This is a genomic window from Streptomyces sp. NPDC048636, from assembly GCF_040650655.1.
Classification (GTDB): domain Bacteria; phylum Actinomycetota; class Actinomycetes; order Streptomycetales; family Streptomycetaceae; genus Streptomyces.
In genome coordinates this window covers 103132-122361 of the sequence record NZ_JBEZHR010000021.1, presented here as the reverse complement: position 1 = coordinate 122361, position 19230 = coordinate 103132, and the positions used below count along the sequence as shown (strand labels likewise).

The following is a 19230-nucleotide window of genomic DNA, read 5'->3' as shown; positions in this document are numbered from 1 at the left end:
GGATCGGCGTAGACGGCCACGCTGGCGATTCCGGCATCCCGACAGGCACGGGCAACACGAACAGCGATCTCGCCACGATTGGCGATGAGCACCTTGCGCACGATGACTCCCTCCTTGAAACAAGCCGAGTTTAGGTACTGGTGACACCTCGCGCCGAGAAGACCCCGGGGGTGAGCTTGACCACACGGAGCGTGAACCCGGACGCGAACAGGAAGCCAAATCCCCCGTCGCTCCACGGTACGCCCGGTTTTCGGGCCCTCGGAGCGGTCCGGGATGTGGGCAAGGTCTCTGTCCCGCCGTGCTGCGGCGCTTCGGGTTTCTTTGTGGAATCCCTACGAACGAGCGGCGGAAACTTTGCCGCGTTGTCGCGCTCGTCCACGCCGTGGACGCCGGCTGCTGCACACCTCTTGTCGGCCGCGCTTACCCGTTAGTAGCGTTCGCGCTGTCGAGCGGAAGAGGGTGGGCGGGGTGGCGCGCAGGCCGGTGGCCGCGATAGCGGCTGTCACATTGATGCTGGAAGCGGCCGGAATAGCGCTGCTGAACTGGATCCTGGGCCTGGTCGTGGACAAGCAGCAGATGTCCATGGGCGGGCTCGACACGGACGCGATGTCCATGGGCACCTGGATCGCGGGCGGGGTCTTCGGCCTCTATCTGCTGCTGTGCGGAGTGGTGCTGCTGCGCGTCGCGGTGCGCGACCGCGGGCCCGGCCGCTTCGGCCGGATTCTGCTCATCACCTGTGCCGTGGTGCACGGGCTGTTGGGCGCCTTCTCGGTCGGCCTGGTCGGCTGGCCCGCGTTCGGCTTCATGATGCTCGTGCTGGGCCTGATCGTGCTCACCCTGCTGGCCTACGGACCGGATGACGGGACCGCGCCCGCGGAGCCCGCGGGCAACGGCCAGGACGCCCCCAGCCCGGCGTAGGCCCGGGGGTTAGGGGGCGCCGTCGGTCCAGAGGTCGGTGATGCCCACACCGACCTCGGCCAGCAGCCGCCGCAGCAGCGGCAGGGACAGCCCGATCACATTGCCCGCGTCGCCCTCGATGGAGTCGATGAACGGTGCCGAACGGCCGTCCAGCGTGAACGCGCCCGCTACGTACAGGGGTTCACCGCTGGCGACATACGCCGCGACCTCGGCGTCGGTCGGCTCACCGAACCGGACGGTGGTGGAGGCGGTGGCCGAGGTGCGCTGCCCGCTCGCGGTGTCGATCACGCAGTGGCCGGTCCGCAGTACGCCCGCCCGGCCGCGCATCGCCTTCCAGCGGGCGGTGGCCTCCTCGGCGTCCGCGGGCTTGCCCAGCGCCTGACCGTCCAGCTCCAGCACCGAGTCACAGCCGACGACAAGCGCCCCCGCCGCCTCCGGCAGGGCCGCCACCGTGTCCGCCTTGGCCTCCGCCAGCACCCGGGCCAGTTCGGCGGGGGTACCGGCGCTCAGCGCGTCCTCGTCCACCCCGCTGACGATCACCTTCGGAGCCAGCCCGGCCTGGCGCAGCAGCCCGAGCCGGGCGGGGGAGGCGGACGCGAGAACGAGGGTGCGCTGTGCGGTCATGCGCACCAGAGTAGGCCGTCGTCACCACGTCCCGCCGGGCCCCTTCGGGACCGGTCGGGGCCGCGGCCGGGGACCGGTCAGGGCCGCAAGGCCAGGACGCACATCGCGATCATCACGGAGATCGCCAGGACGGTGCGGGCGCGCCGGAGCATGGCCTGTACCCGCCGCATTTCCTCGGGCGGCTCATCGGGCGGCTCGGACCACAGCATGCCTTCGATGGTGGAACGCCGGACGCCGTCGCGCCTGAGTACGCGTACTCAGGCGGGACGGCGCGGAGGCACTATTTCCGGTTTTCCGGAGGTACGGCGTATCCGGTCAGGCCGGCCAGTACGTCGTACGCCATGCCTTGGGGCCGGGGTGCGGCACCCGGCGGCTGGGGACGGTACGGGCGGGGTCGGACCACTCCTCGGGTGCGCCCTCGCCCTGCGCGACGGCCGCGGCGGCCGTCGCGCGTGCTTGGACCACCGCCAGGGCGGCGGCCAACTCCTCTGGGGTGGGATTGCCCCGGACGATTCGGATCATGGAAACAGCCCTTCCTAGAGGGGGATGTTGCCGTGCTTCTTCGGGGGCAGCGACTCGCGCTTGTTCCGCAGGGTGCGCAGCCCCCGGACGATATGGCGGCGGGTCTCGGACGGCATGATGACCGCGTCGACATAGCCGCGCTCGGCCGCGATATACGGGTTGAGCAGGGTGTCCTCGTAGGCGGAGATCAGCTCGCCGCGGGTGGTCTCCGGGTCGTCGGCGGCCGCGATGGTGCGCCGGTGCAGGATGTTGACCGCGCCCTGGGCGCCCATCACCGCGATCTGCGCGGTCGGCCACGCCACATTGAGGTCCGCGCCCAGGTGCTTGGAGCCCATGACGTCATAGGCGCCGCCGAACGCCTTACGGGTGATCACGGTGATCAGCGGGACGGTGGCCTCGGCGTAGGCGTAGATCAGCTTGGCGCCGCGCCGGATGATGCCGTTGTACTCCTGCTCGACGCCCGGCAGGAAGCCGGGTACGTCCACGAAGGTCAGCACCGGCACGTTGAACGCGTCGCAGGTGCGCACGAAGCGCGCGGCCTTCTCCGAGGCGTCGATGTCCAGACAGCCCGCGAACTGCATCGGCTGGTTGGCCACGATGCCCACCGGATGGCCCTCGACCCGGCCGAACCCGGTGATGATGTTCGGCGCGAAGAGCGGCTGCGTCTCCAGGAACTCGTTGTCGTCCAGGACGTGCTCGATCGCCTTGTGCATGTCGTACGGCTGGTTCGCCGAGTCCGGGATGAGCGTGTCCAGCTCCCGGTCCTCGTCGGTGACCTCGAGGTCGGCCTCGTCGGGGAAGGCCGGGGGCTCGGAGAGGTTGTTGGACGGCAGGTACGACAGCAGCGTCTTGACGTACTCGATGGCGTCCTTCTCGTCGCCGCCCATGTAGTGCGCCACCCCGGAGGTGGTGTTGTGGGTGCGGGCGCCGCCCAGGTCCTCGAAGCCCACGTCCTCACCGGTGACCGTCTTGATCACGTCCGGTCCGGTGATGAACATATGCGAGGTCTGGTCCACCATCACCGTGAAGTCGGTGATCGCGGGGGAGTAGACCGCGCCGCCCGCGCAGGGGCCGACGATCAGGCTGATCTGCGGGATCACCCCGGAGGCGTGCACATTGCGGCGGAAGATCTCGGCGAACAGGCCGAGCGCGACCACACCCTCCTGGATACGGGCGCCACCGCCGTCGTTGATCCCGATGATGGGGCAGCCGGTCTTCAGCGCGAAGTCCATCACCTTCACGATCTTCTCGCCGTAGACCTCGCCCAGCGAGCCGCCGAAGATCGTGAAGTCCTGGGAGTAGACACAGACCGGGCGGCCGTCGACCGTGCCGTAGCCGGTGACCACACCGTCGCCGTAGGGGCGGTTCTTCTCGATGCCGAAGTTGGTCGAGCGGTGCCGGGCGAACTCGTCGAGCTCGGTGAAGGACCCCTCGTCGAGCAGGAGGTCGATCCGCTCGCGCGCGGTCAGCTTGCCCTTGGCGTGCTGCTTCTCCACCGCCCGCGCCGAGCCCGCGTGCGTCGCTTCCTCGATGCGGCGCTGCAAGTCCGCGAGCTTCCCCGCGGTGGTGTGACGGTCTGGAATCTCGGTGGCGATCTCCGGCTCGGACATCGGGATGCGGCTCCTGCTCGTCCTGGGGATGGGTTCAGGGGGGATTCGGCGAACGGACGGGGTCGATAGGGGTTGCGGACCGGTTCGGTGGCTGTTGAGCTGGCTGGGCTACCGGCTCGTAGCGTATCGGCGGGACTGCGTGGTGGCACTGCGTCGTTGGCCACACCTCCTGACCCTAGGCTGGCCCGTATGACGCCTTCTGACACCCCGGGGAGCCCGGAAGATCCACACGGCCGCTGGTCCGATCTGGACCGGCCGCCCCTGAGCGCCGCCGCGCTGAGCCGGGCGCTGGTGCGCCAGGGCGGGCTGTGGACCGGTCTGGAGGTGGTGCGGGCGACCGGCTCGACCAATACCGACCTGGTCACCCGGGCCGCGGCCGGGGCCCCCGAGGGCACCGTGCTGATCGCCGAGGAGCAGACCGCCGGCCGCGGGCGGCTGGACCGCGCCTGGACCGCTCCGCCGCGCTCCGGGCTGTTCTTCTCGGTGCTGCTGCGGCCGGGCGCGGCCGGGGTGCCCACCGCGCGCTGGGGCTGGCTGCCGCTGCTGGCCGGGGTCGCCACCGCCGGGGCGCTGAGCCGGACGGCGAGTGTGGACACCGCCCTGAAGTGGCCGAACGACCTGCTGGTCACGGTCGGCGGCGAGGAGCGGAAGTTCGGCGGGATCCTGGCCGAGCGGGCCGGGGAGTCGGTGGTGATCGGGCTCGGCCTGAACGTCACGCTGCGCGCCGAGGAGCTGCCCGTGCCCACCGCTGGATCGCTGGTCCTGGCGAACGCCGTCACCACCGACCGCGATCCGCTGCTGCGGGCGGTGTTGCGCTCCATCGAGCAGTGGTACGGCGAATGGTGCCGGTTCGAGGGCGACCCCGGACCCTGCGGGCTCCAGGAGGCGTACGCGACGGGCTGCGCCACCCTGGGCCGCCGGGTCCGCGCGGAACTGCCGGGCGGCGGGGAGCGGGTCGGCGAGGCGGTCGCGATCGACGGTGACGGACGGCTGGTGCTGGCGACCGAGGGCGGTGTGCAGGAGCCTGTCTCCGCCGGGGACATCGTGCATCTACGCTCCGTACCGACGGACGAATGAGCGCTCAAAATGAGCGTTCAAGTGGAGAGTGAGCTACGGCACACCTGACGTATCGTTGTCGCGGTCGGTCCAGTTCGGGGCGGCCGTGGGCGAGCGGAACCGAACCGGAAGAGGGAACGGAAGGGCAGTGCGCAGGGATCGGACAGGGGGCGGGCGGTGACCGCCGACGACACGGGTTCCGGCACGGCCGAGGAGGACGGTGCGCGGGACGCCGCCGCCGACCCGGCCGTACGGGACACCGGGGCGCGGGAGCACGCCGCCGCGAGTGACATCGCTGACGCCGCCGACACCACTGACGCCGCCGACCCGGCTGATACCGCCGGCGACGACGACCCCGACGCACCGGATCCCATCGCGCTCCGGCTGGAGCAGTTGATCCTCGGTGCCGAGCGGCGCTACACCCCGTTCCAGGCCGCCCGGAGCGCGGGCGTCTCGGTGGAGCTGGCCACCCGTTTCTGGCGGGCCATGGGCTTCGCCGACATCGGCCAGGCCAAGGCGCTCACCGAGGCCGACGTACTGGCGCTGCGGCGGCTGTCCGGTCTGGTGGAGGCCGGGCTGCTGAGCGAGCCGATGGCGATCCAGGTGGCCCGCTCCACCGGCCAGACCACCGCCCGGCTCGCCGACTGGCAGATCGACTCGTTCCTGGAGGGGCTCACCGAGCCGCAGGAGACCGGGATGACGCGGACCGAGATCGCGTATCCGCTGGTCGAGCTGTTGCTGCCGGAGCTGGAGGAGTTCCTCGTCTACGTCTACCGGCGGCAGCTCGCGGCGGCGACCGGCCGGGTCGTCCAGGCCGCGGACGACGCCGAGATGGTCGACCGGCGGCTCGCGGTGGGCTTCGCCGACCTGGTGAGCTTCACCCGGCTGACCCGGCGGCTGGAGGAGGAGGAGCTCGGCGAGCTGGTCGAGGCGTTCGAGACCACGGCCGCCGATCTGGTGGCCGCCCACGGCGGACGGCTGATCAAGACCCTCGGCGACGAGGTGCTGTACGCGGCGGACGACGCGGGTATCGCCGCCGAGATCGGGCTGCGGCTGATCGAGACCCTCACCCACGACCAGACCATGCCCGAGCTGCGGGTCGGGATCGCCTTCGGCACGGTCACGACCCGCATGGGCGATGTCTTCGGCACCACGGTGAACCTGGCGGCCCGGCTCACCTCGATAGCCCCCAAGAACGCGGTCCTGGTCGACGGCGCGTTCGCGGAGGAGCTGAGCCGCACCGGGGAGGCCCCGGTGTCGGAGGCGGAGGCCGCGGAGGCCGCCGCCGCGGCGGAGAAGGAGGGCGAGGAGCCCCCCGCCTACCGCTTCGCGCTCCAGCCGATGTGGCAGCGGCCGGTGCGTGGTCTCGGGGTCGTGGAGCCCTGGCTGCTGAGCCGCCGCGGCTGATCCGTACGCGGCTGACCTGTATGCGGACGGCTGACCTGTATGCGATGTGACAACTGGCGCCGGCGCGGAAGCCGCTTCGGCTAGTCTGCGCGCCAAGATCCACGAGTGGGTCCCGGTGAACGGGCGGGCCCGGGCGCGCTGACCGCCCCGGCGCGTACGCCGCCTGCCCGAGACGCCCCCGGATGCCAGGAGCCCTGCGTGACCGAGCCCGATGAGCCCGGCCCCGAGCCTCGCGCGGGAGCGGTCCCACCGCCCCGCTGCCCCGCGCGGACCGAGGGCGGCACCGGGCCGGTACCGCTGGACACCCCCGAGTTCGGCCGCGATCCGTTCGCCGTCTACCAGCGGCTCCGGGAGTCCCACGGCCCGCTGGTCCCGGTCGAGCTGGATCCGGGCGTCACCGCCACCCTCTGCGTGGGCTACGAGACCGCGCTGGAGATCCTGCGGCGCCCGGAGACGTTCTCCAAGGACCCCCGGCGGTGGCGGGCGCGGAACGAGGGCCGGGTGCCCGACACCAGCCACGCCGGGCAGATGATCCGGTACCGGCCGATGGCCACGGCGGTGGACGGCGAGGAGCACCGCCGCTACCGCGCCGCGATCGACGACAGCACCAGCCGGATCGACCCGGGCGCGCTGCGCGGCTATGTCGAGCGCATCGCCGATTCACTGATCGACCAGTTCTGCGCCCTCGGGGAGGCCGATCTGGTCGGCGACTACGGGGCGCTGCTGCCGCTGCTGGTCCTCGGTGAGCTCTTCGGCTGTCCCCGGGAGATCGCCGACCGGCTCTTCACCGGGCTGGCGAACATGCTCGACGGCACGGATGTCGGCTCCGCCGACCGGATGGTGGCCGACGCGCTCCGGGAGCTGATCGACCTCAAGCGCGCCCGCCCGGCCGCCGATGTGACCTCCTGGCTGATCGCCCACCCGGAGCGGCTGACCGACGAGGAACTGGTCGAGCAGCTCGGCCTGCTGATGGCCTCCGGCAGCGAGCCGGTGATCAACCTGATCGGCAACGCGCTGCGGGTGCTGCTCACCGACGACCGGTTCGCGGGCGGGCTCTCCGGCGGCAGCATGCTCGTGGAGGACGCGCTCGACGAGGTGCTGTGGACGGATCCGCCGCTGGCCAACCTGGCGGTGCACTTCCCCCGGCGCGATGTGGACCTGGCCGGGGTGCGGCTGCGCGAGGGCGAGCCCGTCGTGATCAGTTTCGCCGGGGCCAACCAGGACGCGCTACGGGTGGCCGGCAGCCCCCAGGGCAACCGCGCCCATCTGGCCTTCAGCGCGGGTCCGCATATGTGCCCGGGGCGCAGCTCGGCGCGGCTGATCGCGGCGGTGGCCATCGAACGGCTGCTGGACCGGCTGCCGGACCTGGCACTGGCCGTTCCGGCGGCGGAGCTGCTGTGGCGGCCGGGCATCTACCAGCGCGGTCTGGTGTCCCTCCCGGCACACTTCCCGCCAGCGGAAACCTCCGCCGCCGCGGCGGAGGTTCAGCCGGAGGACCGCCCGGCGGCGCCGGAGGCCGGACCGGCCGATGGGGGGCCGACCGCGGCGGCTTCACGCCGGGGCCCGGCCGCGCCCGGCCCCCTCCCGGCGCCCCGCCGCGCCGAACGCGAGCCGTCCGCCCCCGACGACGCACCGGCGCCGGGCGGGGACGCCGACGCCCCCGAGCCGGAGGAGGCGGACGACCCGGTGGCGCGGGGCCGTCCCTCCGTCCTGGCCGCCCTGAAGCGCTGGCGCCGCCTGCGCTAGCCCCGGTCGCCGGTCCGGCCGAGGGGGCCGCCGGTCCGGACGCGGCTTCGGCTCAGATGCCGGTCACGGCGGCCACCGTGAAGGGGGTCCGTGGGGTGCCGTTGTCGCCCAGGGGGCCGCCCTTGTCGAACTGGGAGCGGACCACGTAGAGCGTGCCGTGGCGGCGTATCAGGGTGGTCGGCACCTGGAGCGCCTCATCGGTGAACCGGCGCTCCTGGCGGGCCGCGTGGCCGTCCGGCGCGACCCGCCAGCGGCTGATCGCGTTGTCGGTGTTGTGCGCCGCCCACAGGGTGCCGTGGCGCAGTTCGAGGCCGTCGGCGAGGCGCAGATCGCCGCCGTGCAGGGCCACCCGGCTGATCCGGCCCGTGGACGGCTCCAGCCGGTAGAGGTCGCCACCGGTCGAGTCGACGGTGAGCAGGTGGCGCCCGGTCGGGTCGGCGACGATGCCGTTGAGGGTGTACGTGCCCGGGTCGTGCGGCTCCATCGCGGCGTTCAGGTCGAAGCGCGGGGTGAGGGCCGCGTGCCCGCCGTGCGCCTGGGCGCGGGCCAGTTGCCGCGGGGTGACGCGGTAGACCACGCCACGGAGGCTGTCGGTGAGGTACGCGCTGCCGTCCGGGGCGATGGCCAGGTCGTTGACGAACCGGGCGCCCGGCCCGGCGACGTCGAAACGGGCCAGCAGACGGCGGGTGCGCGGATCGTAGACGGAGACACCGGCGGTGGAGTCGGTCACCCACAGCCGCCCCGCGCCGTCCACCTTCAGCCCGTTGGCGGTGGCGCGGCCGTCGGTGCCCGCGGGCAGCAGGACCTCGGCCACCCGGTGGCCGGGTGTCATCCGGTAGACCGTGCCGTCGGCGTACGACCCGGCGTAGAGGGTTCCGGTGCGCGGATCGGCGGCGATGCCCTCGGGGTAGACGCGGTCGCCCGGCAGTGCGTACGCGGCGGAGATCCGGGGCTCGGTGGGGTGGTGCGCGGCCGGGCGGGGCGCCGGGGCGGTGGCCCGGGCGGCGGGCGCCAGCGGCAGGACGGTGGCCAGGACGGTGACCGCGACGGCCAGGGCGCGGCGCGGAAGGGCGCGGGGCATGCGTGCCTCTCTTCGGTTCTTCGATGAACACAGTTGAATACGCTGCTTGAGATGCATGCGAACAGTAATTAGAGCTCTAATCTTCGTCAAGGTGCTTATCTTTCACCCCGCCGTACGATGCGCAGATGACCTCGATGCCCGCTAGCGAGCGGCTGGGCTCCCACCTCAAGCGAGCCGAGCAAGCGCTGAACGCGACCAAGCACGCCGTGCTGAAGCCCGCCGGTCTGACCGTCCCGCAGTACGCGGCGCTGCTCCAGCTGTCGGAGCACCCGGGCATCTCCGCCGCCGCGCTGGCGCGGGCGTGCATGGTGACCCCGCCGACGATGAACACGCTGCTGAAGAACCTCCAGGAGCGCGGGCTGATCGAGCGCACCCCGCACGAGTGGCACAAGAACGTCCTGGAGACCCGGCTCACCGAGCGGGGCCAGGAGGTGCTGGCCGACGCGGACGCCCGTGCGGTGCGGGTGGAGCGGGGGCTCTCCGCGGAGTTCGGCGAGGAGGAGCGGGAGCGGCTGGTCGCGCTGCTGGGTCGCTGTGTGGACTACCTGGAGTCGGTGCGCCCGCGCTGAGCCGGTGACCTGTGCGGGTTCCGGATGACGGGCCGGGCTGCGATGATCCTCGCAACAGGTTCACGGTCGTTAACCGGGAGGGTTTTCCGATGGGCGAGCAGCTCGGCGAGGTGCGGTACGGCGAATGGGTCGCGGTCCGGCGGCACGGGTATGTGGCCGAGCTGGTCCTCGACCGGCCGAAGGCCATGAACGCCGTCTCCTCCGAGATGGCGCGCTGTATCGCCACGGCCTGCGCCGCCCTGGCGGAGGACCGTGACGCCCGTGCGGTGGTGCTGACCTCCAGCCATGAGCGGGCCTTCTGTGTCGGCGCCGACCTCAAGGAGCGCAACTCGCTCACCGACGCCGAGCTGGTGCGCCACCGGCCGGGCTCGCGCGCCGCGTACACCGGGGTGCTGGAGCTGCCCGTGCCCACCGTCGCCGCCGTACACGGCTACGCACTGGGCGGCGGCTTCGAGCTGGCGCTTTCCTGCGACGTGATCGTCGCCGACCCGACCGCCGTGGTGGGGCTGCCCGAGGTGTCGGTCGGGGTGATCCCGGGCGGTGGCGGCACCCAGCTGCTGCCGCGCCGGGTGGGCGCCGCGCGCGCCGCCGAGCTGATCTTCTCCGCCCGCCGGGTGCCGGCCGCGGAGGCCCGGGAGCTGGGTCTGGTGGATCTGCTCGCCGGTGAGGGCGAGGACCGTACCGAGGCGCTGGCGCTGGCCGGGCGGATGGCCGCCCACTCGCCGGTCGGGCTGCGGGCCGCCAAGCGGGCGCTGCGGCTGGGCCACGGCCTGGACCTGAAGGCCGGTCTGGAGGTCGAGGACGCGGCCTGGCGCACGGTGGCCTTCTCCGGGGACCGGGCCGAGGGCGTCGCCGCGTTCAACGAGAAGCGGACCCCGGAGTGGCCGGGGGAGTAGGCGTCCGTACCGGCCCGGGAGCGGCCCCGTACCGGCCCGCCGTCTACCCGCGGTGAACGGTCCGCAGCGGATTGTCCCCGACGTTCTTACGCTGGAGGGCAGAGCGAGAGCTGCGGTGCGGTGAGAATGCGAGGCCGTCGTGAACGACAACGACGACTACGGAGCGGCCGGTGGACGCCCCGGCGGTGTCGACGGGCGGCTGCGGGCCGTGGTGGCGCTCGCCCAGGCGATGGCGGCGGCCCAGACCCCGCGCGAGGCGGTCGGTGCCGCCGCCGACAGCGCCCGCCGGGCGCTCGACGGCACCTTCGCCGCGGTCTCGGTGTGGGAGCGGGAGCGCGGCCGTCTGCGGGTCCTGGTGAACGTGGGCGAGCTGATGGACGGCGAGGAGCCGCTGCCGGAGGACGAGTCGTACCCGGTGCACCAGTTCCCGGAGATCACCGAGTTCCTGCATGAGCGCTGGGCGGCGGGCGGGGAGCCGCACGCCTGGGTGGAGACCGCGGAGGGTCGCCCCGCCGGTTCGGCCTCGTACCGCACCCGGGGGGCGGCTCCGGGCGGCGGCCCGGGGAGGGTGGCCGCGCTGCGGCGGCGCGAGCGGGGCAGCTGTGTGGTGGCGCCGATAGTGCTGCACGGACGGGCCTGGGGCGAGCTGTATGTGGCGCGTCCGGCCGGGAGCGAGGTGTTCGGCCGGGACGACGCGGATTTCGCGACCGTGCTGGCCGCCGTGACCGCCGCCGGGCTCGCCCAGACCGAGCGGCTGGAGGAGGTCCGCAGACTGGCCTTCACCGATCCGCTGACCGGGCTGGGCAACCGGCGCGCGGTGGACATCCGGCTGGACGAGGCGCTGGAGGCGCACCGCGCCCACGGCACGGTGGTCAGCCTGGTGGTGTGCGACCTCAACGGCCTCAAGCGGGTCAACGACACCCTCGGCCATGCCGTGGGCGACCGTCTGCTGGAACGCTTCGGCTCGGTGCTCTCGCTGTGCGGCGCCATGCTGCCCGGAGCCCTGGTGGCCCGGCTGGGCGGCGATGAGTTCTGTCTGCTGGGGATCGGGCCCCCGGCCGACGAGGTGGTGCGGGTGGCGGACGAGCTGTGCCGCCGGGCCGCCGAGCTGGAGATGGGCGAGGGCGTCGCCTGCGGTGTCGCGTCCACCGGCGATCCCATCGGCCCCATACGGTCGGCCCGGCGGCTGTTCCGGCTGGCCGACGCCGCCCAGTACCGGGCCAAGGCCGCCCGCTCCGGGAAACCGGTCGTCGCCGGGCGGGACGGCGGCCCCGACGACCCCGTGGTCCGGCTCGCCGACTCCGCCGCCGACCACCCCCCGGAGCGCCGCCGCTTCCGCGGGCGCCGCCCGTGAACCGGCGGTCCGGGGCCGTACCGGACGGGCCGCGGAGAAGCCTTCGGTCCGACAGGTGACAGGTCGCGATTCAGTCTCTAGGGTGCCTGAATATGGATATGCACACTGTGGTGGTGGGGACGTCCGGGGCGACGGCCGAGGATGTCGTGGCCGTGGCGCGCGATGGCGCCCGGGTGGAGCTGTCGGCCCGGGCGCTGGACGCCGTGGCCGCGTCCCGGCGGGTGATCGACGACCTGGCCGCCAAGCCCGAGCCCGTCTACGGGGTCTCCACCGGCTTCGGCGCGCTCGCCGTCCGGCACATCAGCCCCGACCTCCGGGTCCAGCTCCAGCGCAACATCGTCCGCTCGCACGCCGCAGGGATGGGGCCGCGGGTCGAGCGCGAAGTGGTGCGCGCGCTGATGTTCCTGCGGCTGAAGACGCTCGCCTCGGGCCGTACCGGCGTGCGGCCCCTCGTGGTCGAGACGATGGCCGCGATGCTCAACGCCGGAATCACCCCGGTGGTGCACGAATACGGTTCGCTGGGCTGCTCCGGCGATCTCGCGCCGCTCTCCCACTGTGCGCTGGCGCTGATGGGCGAGGGCGAGGCCGAGGGGGCCGACGGCACCCTCCGGCCCGCCGCCGAGCTGCTCGCCGAGCACGGTATCGAGCCGGTCGAGCTGCGCGAGAAGGAGGGGCTCGCGCTGCTCAACGGCACCGACGGCATGCTGGGCATGCTCGTCATGGCCTGCGCCGATCTGGCCCGGCTGTTCACCGTCGCCGATGTGACGGCCGCGCTCTCCCTGGAGGCGCTGCTCGGCACCGACCGGGTGCTCGCACCCGAGCTGCACGCCATCCGCCCGCATCCGGGCCAGGCCGCCAGCGCCGACAACATGCTGCGGGTGCTGGCCGGTTCGGGGCTGACCGGCCACCACCAGGACGACGCGCCGCGGGTGCAGGACGCGTACTCGATCCGCTGCGCCCCGCAGGTCGCGGGTGCCGGACGGGACACCCTGGCGCACGCCCGGCTGGTCGCCGACCGCGAACTGGCCGCCGCCGTGGACAACCCGGTGGTGCTGCCGGACGGCCGGGTGGAGTCCAACGGCAACTTCCACGGGGCGCCGGTCGCCTATGTGCTGGACTTCCTGGCCGTGGCCGCCGCCGATCTCGCCTCGATCGCCGAGCGCCGCACCGACCGGCTGCTGGACAAGAACCGCTCGCACGGGCTGCCGCCGTTCCTCGCGGGTGACGCGGGTGTGGACTCCGGCCTGATGATCGCGCAGTACACCCAGGCCGCGCTGGTCAGCGAGTTGAAGCGGCTTGCGGTGCCCGCCTCGGTGGACTCCATCCCGTCCTCCGCGATGCAGGAGGACCATGTCTCCATGGGCTGGTCCGCGGCGCGCAAGCTGCGCACGGCGGTGGACAACCTCTCCCGGGTGCTGGCCGTCGAACTGGTCGCGGCGACCCGCGGGGTCGAACTGCGCGAGGGCCTCCAGCCCGCGCCCGCGACCCGGGCGGTGCTGGCGGCGGTGCGCGCGGCCGGGGTCGAAGGGCCCGGCGGGGACCGCTATCTGGCGCCGGACCTGGCCGCGGCCGACGCCTTCGTACGGTCCGGGAAGCTGGCCGAGGCCGTGGAGACGGTGACCGGGCCGCTGGCCTGAACCGGCCGCCGAGCGGCGGGCCGACAGACCGGCCGACGGACGGTCAGACGGCCTCCGGGCGCGCCCGGCGCACGGAGGCGGTCACCATGACCACGCCGAGCCCCAGGAAGGCCGTACCGCCGACGAGATACGGGGTGACGTCCACACTGCCGGAGTCGGCGAGATTCTCCCCGGGCGTGGACGCGGACTGGCCGGGCAGGCCGGGCTGTTCCGCGCCCCGGGAGCCGGCTTCGGCGGCGGCCGACTGCTGTGTCCGCTCGACCGTGGCGTTGGCCGACGGGACGAACCACAGGGCGCACAGCAGCGAACCGGCAGCGGCGGCCGTCAGCAGCGGTCGGCGTGCGGACACAGCGGCATCCTCCTTGAGGCTGCGGTGACTTGACCCCCGTCGCCCCGATCGTAGTGACATGGGCGGCCCGGGCGGAAGCGAAGCCCCGGGGCCGTGCACGCTCCGCCAAGGATCGTGTACCGAGAGTTTGTGGTTTGTCCGGTTTTGTGGGCGGGCGGCTGGTCCGATCGCGGTGATGTGGCGCCCGGTGGACTGAGTCGCCCCGGGTTGGGTACCGGCGGGTCATAGGCTTGACCGGCGCCTTTGCTAAGTGGCCTTGCACACAGTTTTACTGTGCGTGGAACCGACCAAAAGGTACAGGCGTTCTTGTCGGATAGGTCCGGGGTTCTGGGGTCAAGATCAAGACCAGGTCAAATGGAGAAGCGTGTGATGACGGACGGCAAGCGCCGTAAGGGTCTGGTGGCCGTGGCCGCCGTGCTCGGGGGTGTACTGACGCTCGGAGCCTGTGGCGGCGGCGATGACGGGGACGACGGCAAGAACGACGGCAGTGGCAAGTCGCAGTCGCAGGTCGACGAGGCGGCGGCCAAGGACGCGTCGGACGCCCACATCAAGATCACCCCGAAGACCGGTGCCGACAACGCGGGCATCAACAGCGACACCAAGGTCAAGGTCGACGGCGGCAAGCTCACCTCCGTCAAGATGACGGCCCCGGCCACCGGCGCGACCGTGGCGGGCTCCATATCGCCCGACGGATCGAGCTGGAAGCCCAACGGCCAGCTGGAGCGGTCCACCCAGTACAAGATCACCGCCTCGGCCAAGGACGCCAAGGGCCGCAAGGCCACCGAGCATTCGTCCTTCACCACCGTCTCGCCCTCCAACAGCTTCATCGGCAACTTCACGCCGGAGGACGGCTCGACGGTCGGCGTGGGCATGCCGGTCTCCATCAACTTCGACAAGCCGGTCTCCAACAAGAAGGCCGTCGAGTCGCATGTCAAGGTCAGCTCCACCAGCGGTCAGCAGGTGGTCGGCCACTGGTTCAGCCCGAACCGGCTGGACCTGCGGCCCCAGGAGTACTGGAAGGCCAACTCGACCGTCACCCTGAAGCTCGACCTGGACGGTGTCGAGGCGTCACCCGGCGTCAAGGGCGTCCAGGAGAAGACCGTCACCTTCAAGGTCGGCCGCTCGCAGGTGAGCACGGTCGACGCCAAGACCAAGACGATGAAGGTGGTCCGGGACGGCAAGACCGTCAAGACCATCAAGATCTCGGCCGGCAGCCCCGAGAACACGACCTACAACGGTCAGATGGTGATCTCCGAGAAGTTCAAGGAGACCCGGATGAACGGCGCCACGGTCGGCTTCAAGGACGGCGACGGCAAGGGCGAGTACGACATCAAGGACGTGCCGCACGCCATGCGGCTGTCCACCTCGGGCACCTTCATCCACGGCAACTACTGGGGCGCCAAGTCCATCTTCGGCAACGCCAACACCAGCCACGGCTGTGTGGGCCTGTCGGACACCAAGGGCGCGGGCGACCCCAACACCGACGGGGCCTGGTTCTACGAGAACTCCCAGATCGGTGATGTGGTCGTGGTGAAGAACTCCGCGGACCGCACCGTCCAGCCGGAGAACGGCCTCAACGGATGGAACATGGACTGGGACAAGTGGGTGGCCGGTAGCGCCGCGGGCGCCTGACACCCCCTCTCCTCACCACCGCCGGGCGGCGGTCGGCCCCTCACCGGGCCGGCCGCCGCCCGTCGCGTTTCAGCCGAGGTGGCCCAGCCGCCGTAGATCCTTCACCCGTACGTAGCACAGCTCGCAGTGGTCCTCGTACGGATCGCCGTCCATGCCGCAGACGCTGCGCACCGGCTGCATCGGCAGCCAGGTCATCCCCAGCAGCCAGCGGTGGACCAGCCGCCAGAAGCCCGGCCGCCCGGCGTCCTGGTCGCGCACCACCCGCATCCGCAGCAGCCACTTGCCGACCGAGGCCCGGAAGATCCAGGCCCCCAGCACCTGGTTGACGAAGGACAGCCCGAACACACAGACCAGCCAGAGGACGAGGGCGTTCGCCTCGACCTCGAGCCGGGGGAGCACCCGCAGGGCGAGCGGGGTGCCGGCGCCGAACGCGAGGAGGAAGTCGACCGTCGCCGCCAGCATGCGGCGCTCGTCACCGGCCGGTTCGGGGACGACGGGCGGTGCGGGCGCCGGGGACGGATACCCGCCCGCCGGGGGATACGCCCCCGGCTGCGCATACGTCTGCGGAGGGCCATAGGAAGGGTGCGGTGGCGGTGGGTAGGGCTGTTGCTGCCCCCGTGGATCGATCATGGCCGGAATTCTGTCAAAGCGGTCCGTCGGCGAGGCGACCCCCGTCCGTCCCGGCCGAGTGGCGGCCGGGGTGGATCGGAGGAAGGGTGGGGTGGTGCGGGTGGTCCCGTCCGGCGCCGGGCCGGCCGGACCGCACCCGGGAGGCGGCCATGCCCGACATCACGTCCTACCAGCCCGGAACGCCGTGCTGGATCGATCTCATGGTCCCCGACCAGCAGGCCGCCCTGGACTTCTACTCCGGGCTCTTCGGCTGGTCCGGGGAGGTGGGCCCGCCGGAGGCCGGTGGCTACGCCCTGTGCGCCCTGAAGGACAAGCCGGTGGCGGGCATCATGTCGGCCCGGGCGATGGGCGAGGAGCCCCCGCCGCCGACCGTGTGGACCACCTACTTCTCCTCCGACGACGCCCAGGCCACCTCGGAGGCGATCAGCCGCGCCGGGGGCACCGTGCTGCTGCCGGTGATGGAGGTGATGGACCTCGGCAAGATGCTGGTGGCGGCCGACCCCACCGGCGCCGTCTTCGGGGTCTGGCAGCCGCTGGAGTTCGCCGGTGCGGGGCTCGCCAATGAATCGGGCACCCTGGTCTGGAACGAGCTCAACACCCGTGACCGGGAGGCGGCGTCCACGTTCTACGCCGAGGCGCTGGGCCTGGAGACCGCGCCCATGGAGGGCGCCGACGGCTACTACGCACTGTCCGTCAACGGCCGTACGGTCGGCGGGCTCCAGCCGCTGGACGAGGGGACGCCGTCCGACACCCCGTCGCACTGGATGGTCTATTTCGCGGTCGAGCAGGTGGACCGGACGGTGGCCAAGCTCTCCGCGGAGGGCGGGGCGGTGCTGCGGCCGCCGTTCGACATGGTGGCGGGCCGGATGTCGGTGGTGCGGGATCCGCAGGGCGCGGCGTTCGCCGTCATCGCCCCGAAGCCGATGGACTGACGACCCGGGCCGAACCGCCGCCGGGCGGGCGGATCAGCGGCGCTTGACGACGTAGTAGCCGGAGGCGGTGCCGAAGGGCTCGTAGGTGGCGCCGGGGTGCAGCTGGCGGGCGTAGGCCACCACCTCGCTCATGCTGCGCTCCGGCTCCTGGAGGGCTATGTAGTCCGGTTCGACACCGCCCGCCGCGCCCACCCACAGCACCCGGCAGCGCTCGGTGAGCCGCGCTATCGGCCCCACGTTGGCCTCCACCGACGCCCCGTCCGGGATCCGGCCCAGCAGCCGCTCCACCGCGCCGACCTCCGCGGGCTTGCGGTAGGTGGCCTCCTTGGTGAGGTCGTACAGCGGCATGGACGACGACAGCGCCAGGGCCGCCCCGCACACCGCGGCGGGCAACTGGCGGGAGTACGAGGCGAGCCAGGCCCGGCGGCTGTCGCGGGTCCGGTCCACGGCGTCGACCAGGGCGAGGAAGACCACCGGCATCAGCACCGCGCTGTAGTGCCAGTCGGTGCCCCAGTAGTGGTCGTCGTGGGAGAGGAAACGCCAGCCGAGGGTGGGCCCGGCCACCAGCAGCAGCGGGGAGCGCAGCGCGAGCAGCCCGGTCGTCGGCAGCAGCATCCACAGCAGGGTGCGCAGCGCGGTGCCCAAGGGGATGGAGCCGGTCTGTTCGCCGCCGCCACCGACCTTCTCCCAGTAGTCGTAACCGCCGGTGCCGTTGAAGCCGGGGATGATGACACCGAGGGCGATGGCCGAGGCCATGACGCCGAAGACCATCAGGCCGACGGCGAGCGAAGTGATCCGCGGCTCATGGGTCTTCCAGGTGCGGATCACGATGACGGCGCCGATCGCGGCCACCGTGGCGCCCATGTCCTCCTTGACGAGCACCAGCGGGGCGGCCCACAGCATCGCCGCGTACCAGCGCTCGCGCAGCACCGCCTCCAGGGCGAAGGCCAGCAGCGGGACGGCGAAGCAGATCTCGTGGAAGTCGAAGTCCACGGCGCGCTGGACGCCCCAGGAGGCGCCGTAGGCGATGCCGATCGCCAGTCCGCGGCCGCGGCCCAGCAGCCGGGCGGCGACCCGGGTCACGGGGACGGCGGAGAGGGCGAACAGCGCCGCCTGCGCCACCAGCAGGGTCATGGGGCCGGGGAAGATCCGGTAGACCGGGCCGAGCAGGGCGGTGATGGGGCTGAAGTGGTCGCCGAGGATATTGGCGCCGGGGCCCTTGAGGTCGGCTATCGGCTCCTGGAAGTGCGCGTACGCCCGTATCGCCTGCTCGAAGATGCCCAGGTCCCAGGACATGGTGGCCATCCGGCGGTAGCGGCAGACCGACAGCGTCGCGTAGAGCACGAAGAGGACGAGGGCCAGCCGGTAAGGGTCCAGCAGCGGTCCGCGCAGCCCTCTCGCCCGGGTGAGCAGCCCGGTACGGTCCGTGGTGGCGGACGCCCCGTCCGTGGTGGTGCCGGGCGGGATTGCTGCGGCCGTGTCCATCCAGGGTCCTTATCGTGTGGGCGGTCTGTGCGAAAAGATACGCGAAGGGGGCGAGACGGTTGCAGAAACGGTTTCGGGGAACGGGCCGGGGCACCGCGGTGGTACTGGCCGCACTGCTCGCCGTGGCGGGTTGCCGGCCGGGCGGGGGCGGGGATGGCGGCAGGTCGGAGGAGGACGGCGGGCCGGGAGGCGGCCGTCCGTCCGGTCCGGCGCTCGCCGCTGTGGCGTCGCTCACGGTCAAGGGGCGGGCGCCGAAGACGGGTTATGAGCGGAGCGCCTTCGGCAGCTCATGGGTGGACACCGACCACAACGGCTGCGGCACGCGCGAGGACATACTCAAACGGGATCTGGCGAAGGTGCGGTTCCGCGACGGCCACTGCCTGATCGCCTCCGGCACGCTGGACGACGATCCGTACACCGGCCGCGATGTGCGGTTCGTCCGCGGCCACAGCGAGGTCGACATCGACCATGTGGTGGCGCTCTCCGACGCCTGGCAGAAGGGGGCGCGGCAGTGGGACCGGGACAAGCGGGTGGTGTTCGCCAACGATCCGCTCAATCTGATCGCCGTGGACGCCTCCGCCAACCGCGGCAAGGGCGACGGGGACGCGGCGACCTGGCTGCCGCCCAACAAGGCGTACCGCTGTGACTATGTGGCGCACCAGACCGCGGTGAAGAAGAAGTACGGGGTGTGGGTGACCCGGGCGGAGAAGGCCGCGATGACGCGGGTGCTCAACGGATGCCCGGACACCAACCTGCCCGCGCGCGGCGGCCGTTAGCCGGTG

General features: G+C 72.3%; 20 protein-coding genes. 11 read left to right on the top strand and 9 right to left on the bottom strand.

All coding sequences use genetic code 11. The annotated features are described in order from the left end of the window. A partial coding sequence (locus tag AB0C66_RS34305) for a biotin carboxylase N-terminal domain-containing protein (protein ID WP_158786612.1) occupies positions 1 to 101 on the bottom strand: 101 nt, incomplete at its 3' end. Between the two features lie 358 nt (positions 102 to 459). On the opposite strand from AB0C66_RS34305, the gene AB0C66_RS34300 reads away from it, so the two are divergent. After that, a complete protein-coding gene (locus AB0C66_RS34300; protein ID WP_362447884.1) occupies positions 460 to 918 on the top strand; it encodes a hypothetical protein in 459 nt (152 codons plus the stop codon). Positions 919 to 927: 9 nt separating this feature from the next. Here AB0C66_RS34300 and AB0C66_RS34295 read toward each other — a convergent pair whose 3' ends face one another. From AB0C66_RS34295 to AB0C66_RS34280, 4 genes are all read right to left on the bottom strand, one after another. Continuing rightward, on the bottom strand, positions 928 to 1542 hold the full coding sequence (locus AB0C66_RS34295; protein ID WP_362447881.1) for a nucleoside triphosphate pyrophosphatase: 615 nt from the start codon (positions 1540 to 1542) through the stop codon (positions 928 to 930). Between the two features lie 77 nt (positions 1543 to 1619). Continuing rightward, complete coding sequence (locus tag AB0C66_RS34290) at positions 1620 to 1751, bottom strand: hypothetical protein (protein WP_362447878.1); 132 nt, start codon at positions 1749 to 1751, stop codon at positions 1620 to 1622. A gap of 106 nt (positions 1752 to 1857) precedes the next feature. Beyond that, positions 1858 to 2064: an acyl-CoA carboxylase epsilon subunit gene (locus AB0C66_RS34285; protein ID WP_362447875.1), complete on the bottom strand. Its 207-nt coding sequence runs from the start codon at positions 2062 to 2064 to the stop codon at positions 1858 to 1860. Between the two features lie 14 nt (positions 2065 to 2078). Further along, positions 2079 to 3674: an acyl-CoA carboxylase subunit beta gene (locus AB0C66_RS34280; RefSeq protein WP_362447872.1), complete on the bottom strand. Its 1596-nt coding sequence runs from the start codon at positions 3672 to 3674 to the stop codon at positions 2079 to 2081. A 189-nt stretch (positions 3675 to 3863) separates the two neighbouring features. Between AB0C66_RS34280 and AB0C66_RS34275 the strand changes: the two genes are divergently transcribed. The 3 genes from AB0C66_RS34275 to AB0C66_RS34265 all read left to right on the top strand — a co-directional run bounded on the left by AB0C66_RS34275 (position 3864) and on the right by AB0C66_RS34265 (position 7883). Further along, a complete protein-coding gene (locus AB0C66_RS34275) occupies positions 3864 to 4751 on the top strand; it encodes a biotin--[acetyl-CoA-carboxylase] ligase (RefSeq protein WP_362447870.1) in 888 nt (295 codons plus the stop codon). Between the two features lie 156 nt (positions 4752 to 4907). Continuing rightward, entirely contained in the window at positions 4908 to 6137 is a 1230-nt protein-coding gene (locus tag AB0C66_RS34270) for an adenylate/guanylate cyclase domain-containing protein (protein ID WP_362447867.1), read from the top strand. A gap of 198 nt (positions 6138 to 6335) precedes the next feature. After that, complete coding sequence (locus AB0C66_RS34265) at positions 6336 to 7883, top strand: cytochrome P450 (RefSeq protein ID WP_362447864.1); 1548 nt, start codon at positions 6336 to 6338, stop codon at positions 7881 to 7883. A 52-nt stretch (positions 7884 to 7935) separates the two neighbouring features. Here AB0C66_RS34265 and AB0C66_RS34260 read toward each other — a convergent pair whose 3' ends face one another. Next, positions 7936 to 8964, bottom strand: a complete 1029-nt coding sequence (locus tag AB0C66_RS34260) for an SMP-30/gluconolactonase/LRE family protein (protein ID WP_362447861.1) — start codon at positions 8962 to 8964, stop codon at positions 7936 to 7938. Between the two features lie 125 nt (positions 8965 to 9089). On the opposite strand from AB0C66_RS34260, the gene AB0C66_RS34255 reads away from it, so the two are divergent. The 4 genes from AB0C66_RS34255 to hutH all read left to right on the top strand — a co-directional run bounded on the left by AB0C66_RS34255 (position 9090) and on the right by hutH (position 13420). Further along, positions 9090 to 9533, top strand: coding sequence for a MarR family transcriptional regulator (locus tag AB0C66_RS34255; RefSeq protein ID WP_362447859.1), 444 nt, complete (start codon positions 9090 to 9092; stop codon positions 9531 to 9533). Positions 9534 to 9622: 89 nt separating this feature from the next. Beyond that, a complete protein-coding gene (locus AB0C66_RS34250; RefSeq protein ID WP_362447857.1) occupies positions 9623 to 10429 on the top strand; it encodes an enoyl-CoA hydratase-related protein in 807 nt (268 codons plus the stop codon). 229 nt (positions 10430 to 10658) lie between these two features. Then, positions 10659 to 11783: a GGDEF domain-containing protein gene (locus AB0C66_RS34245; protein ID WP_362447902.1), complete on the top strand. Its 1125-nt coding sequence runs from the start codon at positions 10659 to 10661 to the stop codon at positions 11781 to 11783. 92 nt (positions 11784 to 11875) lie between these two features. Continuing rightward, a complete protein-coding gene (gene hutH, locus AB0C66_RS34240; protein WP_362447854.1) occupies positions 11876 to 13420 on the top strand; it encodes a histidine ammonia-lyase in 1545 nt (514 codons plus the stop codon). Positions 13421 to 13463: 43 nt separating this feature from the next. Here hutH and AB0C66_RS34235 read toward each other — a convergent pair whose 3' ends face one another. Next, a complete protein-coding gene (locus tag AB0C66_RS34235; protein ID WP_362447851.1) occupies positions 13464 to 13769 on the bottom strand; it encodes a hypothetical protein in 306 nt (101 codons plus the stop codon). Positions 13770 to 14138: 369 nt separating this feature from the next. Here AB0C66_RS34235 and AB0C66_RS34230 point away from each other — a divergent pair, with 369 nt between their 5' ends. Beyond that, positions 14139 to 15401: an Ig-like domain-containing protein gene (locus AB0C66_RS34230; RefSeq protein WP_362447848.1), complete on the top strand. Its 1263-nt coding sequence runs from the start codon at positions 14139 to 14141 to the stop codon at positions 15399 to 15401. Positions 15402 to 15470: 69 nt separating this feature from the next. On the opposite strand, the gene AB0C66_RS34225 is transcribed toward AB0C66_RS34230, so the two are convergent. Beyond that, complete coding sequence (locus AB0C66_RS34225) at positions 15471 to 16031, bottom strand: RDD family protein (protein ID WP_362447845.1); 561 nt, start codon at positions 16029 to 16031, stop codon at positions 15471 to 15473. A 149-nt stretch (positions 16032 to 16180) separates the two neighbouring features. Between AB0C66_RS34225 and AB0C66_RS34220 the strand changes: the two genes are divergently transcribed. Further along, on the top strand, positions 16181 to 16963 hold the full coding sequence (locus tag AB0C66_RS34220; protein WP_362447842.1) for a VOC family protein: 783 nt from the start codon (positions 16181 to 16183) through the stop codon (positions 16961 to 16963). Positions 16964 to 16996: 33 nt separating this feature from the next. Here the strand turns inward: AB0C66_RS34220 and AB0C66_RS34215 are convergent, their stop codons facing one another. Then, entirely contained in the window at positions 16997 to 18448 is a 1452-nt protein-coding gene (locus tag AB0C66_RS34215) for a DUF2079 domain-containing protein (RefSeq protein ID WP_362447839.1), read from the bottom strand. Between the two features lie 59 nt (positions 18449 to 18507). Here AB0C66_RS34215 and AB0C66_RS34210 point away from each other — a divergent pair, with 59 nt between their 5' ends. Then, entirely contained in the window at positions 18508 to 19224 is a 717-nt protein-coding gene (locus tag AB0C66_RS34210; RefSeq protein ID WP_362447836.1) for an HNH endonuclease family protein, read from the top strand. Positions 19225 to 19230: the final 6 nt, after the last annotated feature.